Genomic DNA, 11,666 nt, shown 5'->3' on the forward strand with positions numbered 1-11,666 from the left:
CCGTTATCCCTCCGCCTCTCCGCCGGCCGTCTCACCGGAGGCGGCGCTGCTGCTCTGGGACGAGGCGGCCGGGGAGTCCGCCGGTGCCGAGGAGTCGGCGGGCGCGGAGGAATCCGCGGGAGCATCCGTCTCCGCGCCGGCCAGGCGCACGTCGGCGCCGTCCCGCAGGCTGGCCGACCAGGTGGTAATGACCTGGTCCCCCGGGGTCAGGCCGTCGGTCACTGCGATCTCGTCGGCGGTGTACAGGCCGATGGTCACGTCGCTGCGGACAGCTTTCCCGTCCTGAAGCAGATACACATAGGCCACGCCGTCCTCAAAGAACATGGCGTCGCTGGGAACCAGAACGGCCCCGTTGGCCCGGTGGGCGGTGGTGGTCAGCTCCACCGACAGGCCGTCGGGCAGATCCTGCGCCCCGTCGATGACGGCCTTCACCTGGAACTGCCCCACCTGGGCGTTGACCACGCCGCCGATCTCGGTGACAGCCCCCTCATAGGTCTGGCCGTTGTAGTTGACGGTCACCGCCTGGCCGGGGGTGAGGGTCTGGCGCACCGAGTCGGTGACATAGAAGGTGACCGTCTTGTTGCTGCCGTTGGAGATGACAAAGGCGGCGGTGCCCGAGGCGGCGAAGTTGTTCTCCGTCACGTTTACCGCCTCCACCACCCCGGAGATGGGGGCGGTGAGGTTGTAGAGGGAGAGCTGGTACTGGGCCGACTCCACCCCCACCTGGGCGGACCGGATGCCCGCCTGGGCGGAGTTCAGCGAGGCCCGGGCGGCCTCCACCCCGGCCTGGGCGGACAGAAGGGTCTGATGGGCCTGGTCCACCTCCGCCTGGGAGGCGGCTCCGATCTCCAGCAGGGCCAGAGTGTCGTCGTAGTTGTCCTGGGCCAGGCGCAGCTGCTCCTGGAGGAGGGGCAGGTCGGCCCCGCCGTAGTTGGCCACGGCGCTGTTGTAGCTCTCCTGGGCGCTGCTCACCGCGGCCTGGGCGTTCTGAAGGCTGAGGCGGGCGCTCTCGTCGTCAAAGCGGCACAGCAGGTCACCGGCGGTGACGGTGTCCCCCACCGAGACGGCCACCTGTTCCACATTGCCGGATACCATGGCCACCACGCTGGCGGTGCCCTCGGCGGAGATGGTGCCGATGTAGGTGCTCTGGGTGCTCAGATCGCCGGTCTGGACGGCGGTGGTTTCCACCGTGACCGTGGGGTCCAGCACAGGTTCCTCCACCTGCTCCTGACAGCCGCTCAGGGCCAGGACCAGGGCGCAGCAGAGCAGGGCGGATCGTGTTCGATTCATAGACGTGTACTCCATCCTTTCTCCCGTTCAGGGAATTCACATCCCGCGCGGGGGCGGCCATAGGCCGCCCCCGCGCTGTGTTTCAGTATCATCGGGCCAGGGTGCGGAGGGCCCGCGGAGGGAAGTCCGGCGGCGGTCAGCTCTGGGAGAGCTGGCCGGTCTCCACCGCCCAGCAATAGCTGTTCCGGGCGGTGAACAGATCCCGCCAGGCGCCGTCCACCGTGGACTGGGCGGAGGCCACATTGTCCTGAGCGGTGAGCACCTCGGAGTAGGAGATCAGGCCCAGGTCGTAGCGGGTCTGGGCGGTCTCCAGCAGGGTCTGCTGCCAGGCCAGGGCGGACTGGGCGTTTTCCAGCACCTGCTCATAGTTGGCAAGAGAGTCGTACAGGGACTTGAAGCTGGTCTCAAAGTTCTGGACGGTGGACTGGTAGGTGAGCTGGGCGGCGTTCCAGGTGTGCTCCGCCTGCTGGTACAGATACTGCTTGCTGGCGCCCCGGTAGTCGGACTGGTCGTCTTCCCACTGCTCCTTTGCGTCGTCCAGGGTGAGCTGGGCGTTCCGCAGGGTCCAGCTGGCCGCCTTGGCGGCCTCCAGATCGGCCTCGTAGTCGGGCTCCTCCCACGCCGTCTCCTCCTGAGTGGGCAGGGGACCCAGGATGAGCTCCCCGGTGGGGTCCTCACCGATCAGGTTCTGAAGCTGGATCTTCAGCTGGCGGATGTTGGAGTCCAGGGTGGCCAGCTGGCTGACGGTCTGGGCCCGGGTCTGCTCCAGCTCAGTCACCGTCTGCTGGGACACCTGGCCCAGCTGCTCTCGCAGGCGCAGCTGCTCCAGGTTGCGGTCAATGGTGTCCAGCCCCCGCTGGCCGTCGGCGGCCTGCTGCTCCAGGCCCACCAGGGTGATGTACAGGTTCTCGCCCCCGGACACCACCTGGTTGACAGTGTCCTCCAGCTGCCAGACCACGTCGGCGTTGTCCGCCTGGAGCTCCCCGTCCTTGATGGAGTCAAACACGTCCCGCAGGGAGTCATAGCTCTGGTCCAGGGCGTCGGCGGCCTGGCCGGCCCCCATAAGAATCATCATCCACTGGGCCTGGGCGATGTCGTTGAGCTGCCGGCGCAGGTCCTCGTACATCTGGTCGTAGTCGATGTCCTCGATTCCAGTGATGTTCTCAATGAGAATTCGGGCGTTGAGGCTCTCCGCCCGGATGCGGTCGTCCAGATTCCCCCAGGTCACCGTCCCCTCCGGGTCGGGCTCCGGCTCAGGCTCGGCCTCCCCCGCTTCGGTTCCGTCCGTCTGGGCGGCCTCCTCCTCCTGGACCGCCTCCTGGGCGGTTCCCTTCTCCTCGTCCGGCTCGGCGGCCATGGAGGGGAGGGTCAGTGTGCCGGCCAGGGTCAGAATGGCCAGCAGCATAGAGATGCTTCGTTTCATGGAAGGTTCCTCCGTTGGATTCATGCTTCTGCATGCAGATTGGTCATCGTAGTCATCATAGCGCGGGAAGGTAAACTGAGCGTAAACTGCCCCAAGGCCCGGCTAGGAGAGAATACCGGATTTTTTCGGCATTCCGCCCTTGATTTTGTCGAAGCGCACAGACCGGAAGGGGTTGGAAGTTTACACTGGGTTTACCCGGAGCGGCTATCCTGAGGAAAGAGACGGTCCGGCCCTTTGACGGGGGCTGTCCGCGGCGGTATAATACCGTTGATACTACTCTTAAATATAGAATAACTCCGGCGGGGGAGAATGTCCAGAAGGATTTTTTGGGCGGGCACGGCCGCCCCGGAGGGAGAGGAGGAGCGGCATGGCGACCATTTTGCTGGTGGAGGACGACGACTCCATGCGCCTGCTCACCACCGCCAAACTGAAGCACCAGTTCAACATAGTGTGCGCCGGGGACGGCGTGGAGGCGCTGGAGGTGTTGGAGCGCCGAGCGGTGGACCTGATCATCGCCGACGTGATGATGCCCCGGATGGACGGGTACACCCTGGTGAAGACCCTGCGGGAGCGGGGGGACTCCATCCCCGTGCTGCTGCTCACCGCCAAGCAGTCCTTTGAGGACAAGCGGGAGGGGTTTTCCTCCGGCATTGACGACTATATGACCAAGCCGGTGAACTATGAGGAGCTCACCTGGCGGCTCAACGCCCTGCTGCGCCGCTCCCGCATCGCCAGCGAGCAGAAAATTGTGGTGGGGCGGGTGGTGCTGGACTCCGGCACCTACACGGTGCAGCGGGAGGGGGAGACCCTGGAGCTGCCCAGGAAGGAGTTTGAGCTGCTCTATAAGCTCCTGTCCTACCCCGGACAGATCTTCACCCGCAACCAGCTGCTGGACGGTGTCTGGGGCTATGACTCGGAGAGCGGGGAGGACACGGTGAAGACCCACATCAGCCGCCTGCGCAACAAGCTGCGGGACATCCCGGAGTTCCGCATCGTCACCATCAAGGGCCTGGGCTATAAGGCGGAGATTACCAAGGAGGAAGGCGCATGAATAAGAGAAAGCGGGGACATAACCGCACACTGGGATTCTGGCTGGCGCTGGAGTCCATCGTGGTGACCCTGGCCGCCGTGGCCCCCTTCGCCCTGCTCCACCTGGTGAACCGCTTTTACTGGCTTAGGGCCTCCACGGTGCTTGCCCTGGGGATGCTGGTGATCATGGGCAGCGTGGTGGGGGTCACCGCCACCCTGTTCAGCCGCCGGTTCAACCGGATGGTCTCCGGCCTGACCCGGGGGCTGCGGGCGGTGGCCGACGGGGACTTCTCCCAGCGGCTGGAGCCGGAGGAGGGCGGCCCCCTTCAGCCCGCCTATGAGGACTTCAACAAGATGTCCAAGGAGCTCCAGAGCATCCAGACCCTGCGCACCGACTTCATCAACCACTTCTCCCACGAGTTCAAGACCCCCATCACCGCCATCAAGGGCTTTGCCGAGCTCCTCCGGGAGCCGGATACCACCCCGGAGGAGCGGGACCAGTATCTCCAGATCATTCTGGACGAGTCCTCCCGCCTGGCCGATCTGGCCAACAGCACCCTGCTGCTCACCAAGCTGGAGTCCCAGCAGTGCATCGCGGAGAAGCGGCCCTACTCCCTGGACGAGCAGATCAAGCGGTGCGCCATTCTCCTCTCCCCCGCCTGGGAGAAAAAGCGGATCTCCTTCACCGCCAATCTGGAGCCGGCGGAGTACGCGGGCAATGAGGAGCTGATGCGCCATGTGTGGATCAACCTGCTGAACAACGCGGTGAAATACACCCCCGAGGGGGGCGAGATCACCGTCACCCTTCAGGCCCGGCCGGAGGAACTGACGGTCTCGGTGGCCGACACCGGCATCGGCATGTCGGAGGAGGTACGGGCCCATATCTTTGATAAATACTACCAGGGGAACCCCAACGGCAGCGGGCGGGGCCTGGGCCTGGGCCTGTCCATCGTCCAGCGGATCGTGGAGCTGTGCGGCGGCCAGATCCAGGTGGACAGCGTGGAGGACCAGGGGAGTACCTTCACCGTCCGGCTGCCCCGGGCGGTGTAGCGCCCGGTGGGATACGGCCTCAGAAAGAAAAAAGCGGGGACAGGTCTATGACCTGTCCCCGCAGGCTGTCGGAAAAGTCCAAGAACTTTTCCGACAGCCTGCAAAAATGCCGTTACTTTTGCGCCGCTATTCGGCGCAAAAGTCCTCGCTTCGCTTGCCGAAAGCCTTGCACAGCAAGGCTTCCGGGGCATTTGATCCCATTCGAGGCGGGCGGCTGCCCCCTCGAGCTCCCCCGCCCTGACGCAGGCGGATTTGATGCTGCGTGGGTTTTCGACAAACTGAAACGGGGACAGGTCTATGACCTGTCCCCGTTTTGTTATACGGGATCGTAGTAGATGAGCATGCTCAGCTGGACCGGCTCATCCCCGGCGTTGGCGTAGCGGTGGGGCTGGTCCGCCGGGAAGCGGATGGAGTCCCCGGCGTTCAGGCGGTGGACCTCCTCCCCCACGCCGATCTCCGCCGTCCCCTGGAAAACGGTGATATACTCCTCCGTCCCCCGCATGTGGGGCTGGGCCTCCAAACGGCCCCGGGGCTCGATGACGATGCGGTAGGTCTCAAACAGCCGCCGCTCGTCAAAGGGAAAGGCGGGGTAGTTGCGGTAGCGCCCCCCGTCCTCCTCCAGAGGCGCGCCGCACCGGAGGACGGACACCCCCTCGCTCTGGGGCTCCACCAGGGAGGTGAAGGAGACCTTGAATCCGTTGGCGATCTTCCACGCCACCGAGATGGTGGGGTTGACCTCCCCCTTCTCAATCTGGGCCAGCATGCTCCGGGACACCCCGGTGAGCTCCGCCGCCCCGTCCAGGGTCAGCTTCTTCCGCTCCCGGGCGGCCCGGACATTTCGGGCGATGACGTCGTTGACATTCAAAGATGCAGTCCTCCTATTGACAATATAGTATCACAAGAGTACAATATAAGAGAAATCCGGGATACTGGATTTTTCGTCCTGGATATTGTATCATCCCTGGAACAGGAGGTCAAGCGCCATGTTTCCCTGGTACGCCTTCCTCACCTACGCGGTGATCACCGCCGCCACCCCGGGTCCCAATAACATCATGTCCATGTCCAACGCCGGACGGCTGGGCTTCCGGCGGGCCCTGCCCTTCAATCTGGGCATCTGGGTGGGATTCACCATTGTGATGGTGCTGTGCACCCTGTTCTGCACCGCCCTGTCCGCCCTGATCCCGGCCATCCGGCTGCCCATGCTGGTGCTGGGGGCGGCCTATATGCTCTATCTGGCCTGGGGCACCTTCCGCAGCTCCGACGTGATCCAGGAGGACCACTCCCGGGAGGGGTTCCTGTCCGGCCTGCTCCTCCAGTTCATCAACCCGAAAATATATCTCTACTGCATCATGTCCATGGAGGCCTACATCCTCCCCTACTATGGCGGACAGCCGGTGATTCTGTTTCTCTTTGCCCTGCTGCTGGCCTTCATCGGGTTTGCGTTCACCCTGGCCTGGGCGGCCTTCGGGTCGGTATTCCGCCTCCTGTTCTCCCGGCACGCCCGGGCGGTCAACACCATTATGGCCCTGCTGCTGGTGTACTGCGCCGTCTCCCTGTTTCTGTGAGCTACACCCCCCGCAGCTCCACCTGCTCCACATAGGGCCGGACCAGGTCCGCGAAGCTCCCCAGCGTCTCCCCGTCCCAGGGGTGGAGCCCCTCCCGGAGCACCGTGTCCCGGTCCACAAAGCTCTGGAGGAAGTACCGCTTCGCACCGGCGATCCAGGGGCCGATGGCCTTGAAGCTGTCCGCGTCGTGGAACTCCCGTACCACCGTGGTGCGGAACTCGTAGTCCACCGTCCCCTGGAGCAGGAAGGAGACGCTCTCCCGGAAGGGGGCCAGGTCCAGGCCGGGCACCCCCGCCGTCTCCCCGTACCGCCCGGGACTGTTTTTCACGTCCATGGCCACATAGTCCACCAGACCCGCCTCCGCCAGGGCCCGCAGCTGAGCGGGGCGGCCGCCGTTGGTGTCCAGCTTCACCGGATAGCCCAGCTCCTTGATTTGAGAGAGCAGCTCCGGCAGGTCCGGGCGGAGCAGGGGTTCCCCTCCCGTGACGCACACCCCGTCCAGCAGGCCCCGGCGCTTGCGCAGAAAGGCCAGCAGCTCTTCGCTGTCCAGCTCGGCCGGCATGGGGCCCAGCACCAGTCCGCCGTTGTGGCAGAAGGGGCAGCGCAGGTCGCACCCCCCCAGAAATACGGTACACGCCACCCTGCCGGGATAGTCCAGCAGGGTCATCTTCTGCAGTCCCTGAATATCCATGTCCGTCTCCTCCCACAGCGCGTTTTCTCCTCCCATTGTAGAGTCGGGCCGGGCGGCTGTCAACGGGGGGCGGTCCCAGGGGGAAAATTCCATGAAAATTCCCCGTTGTTCCCGGCGGCGGGACATGGTAAAATAATATGTACATTTTTCCACGGATACAAAGGAGACCGTTCCATGTTATATGCCATTCTTGCGGCCGTTCTGGTGGCCCTGGACCAGCTGGTGAAGTATCTGGTGGTCCAGAATATCCCCCTGGGGGAGCATGTGCCCTTCCTCCCCTATCTCCTGGACCTGACCTATGTGGAGAACACGGGGGCCGCCTTCTCCCTGTTCTCCGACCACACCTGGATTCTCGCCCTCATCTCTCTGGTGATGTCGGTGCTGCTGGCCATCGCGGTGTGGAAGCCCCTGTTCCGCCACCCCTTCGGCCGGACGGCCCTGGCCCTGCTGCTGGCGGGGGCGGTGGGCAACCTCATCGACCGGGTCCTCCAGGGCTATGTGGTGGACATGTTCCACGTGCTGTTCATGGAGTTCGCCGTGTTCAACGTGGCCGACATCTGCGTGGTGGTGGGGGGCTTCGCCGCGGTGGTCTACTACCTGTTCTTCTATGAGAAGCTGGAGGGCAAGTCCAAGGACACCGGCGCCCCCAAGGAGGAGCAGGCGTGATCCCCCTCATCCTCACCCCGGAGGCGGGGGGCGAGCGGCTGGACGCCTTTCTGGCCCGCAGCGTAGAGGGGCTCACCCGCTCCGCCGCCCAGCGGCTGCTGGAGGAGGGGGCGGTGACCAGCGGAGGCCGCCCCCTGAAAAAGAGCGAAAAGACCGCCTCCGGGCAGGTCATTCAGGTGGTCCTCCCGGAGCCGGAGCCGGTGGACGTTCTCCCCCAGAACATCCCCCTGGATGTGGTGTATGAGGACAGCGACGTGATCGTGGTGAACAAGCCGGTGGGCATGGTGGTCCACCCCGCCCCCGGCCATCCAGACGGGACTTTGGTCAACGCTCTGTTATATCACTGCGGCAATACACTCTCCGGAATCAATGGAGAGCTGCGGCCGGGCATCGTCCACCGCATCGACCGGGACACCTCCGGCCTCATCATCGCGGCGAAAAACGACAAGGCCCACCTGGCCCTGGCGGAGCAGCTCCAGGACCACTCCCTGGCCCGGGTGTACGAGGCGGTGGCGGTGGGCAGTTTCCGGGAGGACTCGGGCACGGTGGACGCCCCCATCGGCCGCCACCCTGTGGACCGGAAGAAGATGGCCGTGGAGCCCCGAAACGGGCGGCCGGCGGTGACCCACTGGAGGGTACTGGCCCGCTATCCCGGCCATACCCACGTGGAGTGCCGCCTGGAGACCGGCCGCACCCACCAGATCCGGGTCCACCTGGCCTCCATCGGCCACCCACTTCTGGGGGACACGGTGTACGGCAGCAAAAAGCCCTACCCCGGCCTGGCCGGCCAGTGTTTACACGCCCGAAAACTGATTTTCCGGCATCCGAGGACCGGGGAGCAGGTGGAGCTGGAGTGCCCTCTGCCCGACTGGTTCCAGGGGGTGCTGGACAAGCTGGAGCGGATGTCTAGATAAACACACTCGATAGACAAAACAGCGGCGCGGAACTTGTTGTTCCGCGCCGCTGTTTTGTTTATTTTGGATTTCTCCGCCGGGCCGCTTTCAGCCGGGCCATGGCCCGGGCCAGGGCGGCCTTGGAGTTGTAGTAGTCCCGCACGCTGAGCTTCTGTTTAAGGCGCTCCTCCGCCCGCTCCCGGGCGGCCTCGGCCCGCTTCAGGTCGATGTCTTCGGGGCGCTCGGCGGCGGACACCAGGACCATCACCCGGTCGGGCATGATCTCGGTGAGCCCCTGGCCCACCACCGCGTAAGTCCACTCCCCGCTCTGACGGAACCGCAGGTCCCCGGGGACCACGGCGGTGGCGATGGGCTCATGGCCCGCCTCCACCCCCAGGGAGCCGTCCAGGGCGGGGAGGACCAGGGCCTCCGCCTCCCCGATGAAGAACTGCTTATCCGGGGTGACGATCTCCAGGTGGAAGGTCTTCTTGGCCTCCTGGGCCTGTGCCGCTTCCGCCACTTAGATCACCCCCATGTCCCGGGCCTTCTTGCGCACCTCGTCCACATCGCCGGTCATGCTGAAGGCGGCCTCGGGCAGGTGGTCCAGCTCGCCTCCCAGGATGGCCTCGAAGGAGCGCAGGGTGTCCTCCAGCTTTACGAAGCGGCCCTCCAGGCCGGTGAAGGTCTGGGCCACCGAGAAGGGCTGGGAGAAGAACTGCTGCACCCGGCGGGCCCGCTCCACCGCCTGCTTGTCGTCCTCGCTGAGCTCCTCCATACCCAGGATGGCGATGATGTCCTGGAGCTCCCGGTAGCGCTGCAAGAGCTCCTGCACCGCCCGGGCGATCTTGTAGTGGCGCTCCCCTACCACGTCGGGCTCCAGAATCCGGGAGGTGGACTCCAGGGGGTCCACGGCGGGGTAGATGCCCTGCTCCACGATCTTCCGGGACAGCACGGTGGTGGCGTCCAGGTGGGTGAAGGTGGTGGCGGGGGCGGGGTCGGTGAGGTCGTCGGCGGGGACGTACACCGCCTGCACCGAGGTGATGGCCCCGCTCTTGGTGGAGGTGATGCGCTCCTGGAGGGCGCCCATCTCGTTGGCCAGGGTGGGCTGATAGCCCACGGCGGAGGGCATGCGGCCCATGAGGGCGGACACCTCGCTGCCCGCCTGGACATAGCGGAAGATGTTGTCGATGAACAGCAGCACATCCTGGTGCTCCTGGTCCCGGAAATACTCGGCCATGGTCAGCCCGGTGAGGGCCACCCGCATCCGGGCCCCGGGGGACTCGTTCATCTGGCCGAACACCAGGGCGGTCTTGGAGATGACGCCGGACTCGGTCATCTCCCGCCACAGGTCGCTGCCCTCACGGGTGCGCTCCCCCACGCCGGTGAAGATGGAGTAGCCCCCGTGCTGGGTGGCGATGTTGTGGATGAGCTCCTGGATGAGGACGGTCTTGCCCACTCCGGCGCCGCCGAACAGGCCAATCTTGCCGCCCCGAGCGTAGGGGGCCAGCAGGTCGATGACCTTGATGCCCGTCTCAAACAGGTCCACCACGGGGCGCTGGTCGGCAAAGCTGGGGGGCTGGCGGTGGATGGACCACCGCTCCTGGGCGTCCACATCCCCCTTGCCGTCAATGGGGTCCCCCAGCACGTTGAAAATGCGGCCCAGCACCTTCTCGCCCACAGGGACGGAGATGGGGCCGCCCATGGAGGTAACCTCCATCCCACGGCCGATGCCCTCGCTAGGGGAGAGCATGAAGCACCGCACCGTGTCCCGGCCCACGTGCTGGGCCACCTCCATGACCCGGCGCTGGCCGCCGGCCTCCAGCCACAGGGCGTCCTGGATGGAGGGGAGCTCCCCCTGGGGGAACTGTACGTCAATGACAGGGCCCTGTACCTGGGCCACCGTCCCTTTGCATTCCTTTGACATGGTTACCACACCTTTCCTCAACTCCGGGCATTTTGAGCGCCGCCGGCGATCTCGGTGATCTCCTGGGTGATGGCCGCCTGGCGGGCCCGGTTATAGGTGAGGGACAGCTTTTTGAGCATATCCCGGGCATTGTCGCTGGCCGACTCCATGGCGGTCATTCGGGCGCTCTGCTCGGAGGAGAAGGCCTCCACCAGGGCCCCGAACACCATCCCCCGCACATAGCCGCTGGGGACAATGGCGTTCAGCACCGCCTCCGGGGAGGGAAGATAGGTCACCGGGGGCAGCACCGGCCCGCCCTTGGGGGGCTCCCAGGGGAAATTTTCCCGCACCAGGGGGAGGAGGGTCTGCTCCCGCACCTCCAGCCGGAGGGCGGAGACCATCTCCGTATAGAGGATACGCACCTCGTCCAGCTCCCGGTCCAGGAACTGCTGTACCAGCTCGTCGCTGATGTCCCGGGCCCGACTCATAGTGGGGTTCTGGACCACATAGGAGAAGTCCTCCTCAAAGGGGATGTCCCGCTCCTGGAAGTAAGCCCGGCCCACCAGGCCCACCACGAACAGCTTGTGATTGGCCGTCTCCCGGAGACGGCGCTCCGCCAGCTTGAGCACGTTGTGGTTGTACGCCCCCGCCAGCCCCTTATCGCCGCTGAGGACCACGTAGCCCACCTTCCGCTGCTCCGGCGGAATCTCCGGCCGCCGGTCTAGAAAGTCGTGACTCAGCTCCGGGGAGCGGTGGAGAATGTCCGCGATGGTGGTGTGCATCTTGGTGAAATAGGGGGCCGCCTGCTCCAGCTGTGCCTTGGCCTTGCGCAGGTTGGAGGAGGCGATCAGATACATGGCGTTGGTGATTTTTAAGGTCTGCTCCACGCTTTTCATGCGGGTGCGGATCTCCTTGGTGCTGGCCATGGGGAGTTCCTCCTCTCCAAAGTGAGTTTAAGTTTGGTTTCGCAGGGGATTTCGCCGCCATCTCCGCGCTAAGAGCCGCCGCTTTGCGGTGGTTGCGCTCCGAAACGCGCCTGCGGGCGCAGTGCGGGCGGCGAGTTTCTTTCCCAACGATGGGAAAGAAACCAAAGGATCGCCGGGGGACGGCTCAGGATGGGCGCTTCCGCGCCCATATTCGCCCACCCTACCCCCCC

General features: G+C 65.2%; 12 protein-coding genes. 5 read left to right on the top strand and 7 right to left on the bottom strand.

Translation table 11 applies throughout. From position 1 onward, the window contains the following. Positions 1-3 precede the first annotated feature (3 nt). Positions 4-1,290 (bottom strand): efflux RND transporter periplasmic adaptor subunit, encoded by a 1,287-nt coding sequence (locus H6B31_RS07975; RefSeq protein ID WP_204898037.1) that lies wholly within the window; start codon positions 1,288-1,290, stop codon positions 4-6. Between the two features lie 136 nt (positions 1,291-1,426). Next, positions 1,427-2,713, bottom strand: coding sequence for a TolC family protein (locus H6B31_RS07980; protein ID WP_204898038.1), 1,287 nt, complete (start codon positions 2,711-2,713; stop codon positions 1,427-1,429). 367 nt (positions 2,714-3,080) lie between these two features. On the opposite strand from H6B31_RS07980, the gene H6B31_RS07985 reads away from it, so the two are divergent. Together H6B31_RS07985 and H6B31_RS07990 are read left to right on the top strand one after the other, a co-directional pair. Next, positions 3,081-3,764, top strand: coding sequence for a response regulator transcription factor (locus H6B31_RS07985; protein WP_204898039.1), 684 nt, complete (start codon positions 3,081-3,083; stop codon positions 3,762-3,764). Continuing rightward, complete coding sequence (locus H6B31_RS07990) at positions 3,761-4,792, top strand: sensor histidine kinase (protein ID WP_204898040.1); 1,032 nt, start codon at positions 3,761-3,763, stop codon at positions 4,790-4,792. The genes H6B31_RS07985 and H6B31_RS07990 overlap by 4 nt, the downstream gene beginning before the upstream one ends. Positions 4,793-5,108: 316 nt before the next feature. Here H6B31_RS07990 and H6B31_RS07995 read toward each other — a convergent pair whose 3' ends face one another. Continuing rightward, positions 5,109-5,657, bottom strand: a complete 549-nt coding sequence (locus H6B31_RS07995) for a helix-turn-helix domain-containing protein (protein WP_207752284.1) — start codon at positions 5,655-5,657, stop codon at positions 5,109-5,111. A 118-nt stretch (positions 5,658-5,775) separates the two neighbouring features. Between H6B31_RS07995 and H6B31_RS08000 the strand changes: the two genes are divergently transcribed. Then, positions 5,776-6,357: a LysE family transporter gene (locus H6B31_RS08000; protein ID WP_204898041.1), complete on the top strand. Its 582-nt coding sequence runs from the start codon at positions 5,776-5,778 to the stop codon at positions 6,355-6,357. A 1-nt stretch (position 6,358) separates the two neighbouring features. Here H6B31_RS08000 and H6B31_RS08005 read toward each other — a convergent pair whose 3' ends face one another. Beyond that, the gene (locus H6B31_RS08005) at positions 6,359-7,048 is read right to left on the bottom strand and encodes an anaerobic ribonucleoside-triphosphate reductase activating protein (RefSeq protein ID WP_204898042.1); all 690 of its coding nucleotides are present in this window, start codon (positions 7,046-7,048) and stop codon (positions 6,359-6,361) included. A gap of 174 nt (positions 7,049-7,222) precedes the next feature. Between H6B31_RS08005 and lspA the strand changes: the two genes are divergently transcribed. Both lspA and H6B31_RS08015 read left to right on the top strand, forming a co-directional pair. Then, the gene (lspA, locus tag H6B31_RS08010) at positions 7,223-7,714 is read left to right on the top strand and encodes a signal peptidase II (RefSeq protein ID WP_204898043.1); all 492 of its coding nucleotides are present in this window, start codon (positions 7,223-7,225) and stop codon (positions 7,712-7,714) included. Further along, a complete protein-coding gene (locus H6B31_RS08015) occupies positions 7,711-8,628 on the top strand; it encodes an RluA family pseudouridine synthase (protein ID WP_204898044.1) in 918 nt (305 codons plus the stop codon). Before lspA ends, H6B31_RS08015 begins: the two co-directional genes overlap by 4 nt. A 58-nt stretch (positions 8,629-8,686) precedes the next feature. Here the strand turns inward: H6B31_RS08015 and atpC are convergent, their stop codons facing one another. Genes atpC through atpG form a run of 3 tightly spaced genes read right to left on the bottom strand, consistent with a single transcriptional unit; the run spans position 8,687 to position 11,436 of the window. Beyond that, positions 8,687-9,127: an ATP synthase F1 subunit epsilon gene (atpC, locus tag H6B31_RS08020; RefSeq protein WP_204898045.1), complete on the bottom strand. Its 441-nt coding sequence runs from the start codon at positions 9,125-9,127 to the stop codon at positions 8,687-8,689. Continuing rightward, positions 9,128-10,531: a F0F1 ATP synthase subunit beta gene (gene atpD, locus H6B31_RS08025; RefSeq protein WP_204898046.1), complete on the bottom strand. Its 1,404-nt coding sequence runs from the start codon at positions 10,529-10,531 to the stop codon at positions 9,128-9,130. Positions 10,532-10,548: 17 nt separating this feature from the next. After that, positions 10,549-11,436, bottom strand: coding sequence for an ATP synthase F1 subunit gamma (atpG, locus tag H6B31_RS08030; protein ID WP_204898047.1), 888 nt, complete (start codon positions 11,434-11,436; stop codon positions 10,549-10,551). Positions 11,437-11,666 lie beyond the last annotated feature (230 nt).

It is taken from the genome of Pseudoflavonifractor capillosus (assembly GCF_016899775.1).
GTDB lineage: Bacteria > Bacillota > Clostridia > Oscillospirales > Oscillospiraceae > Lawsonibacter.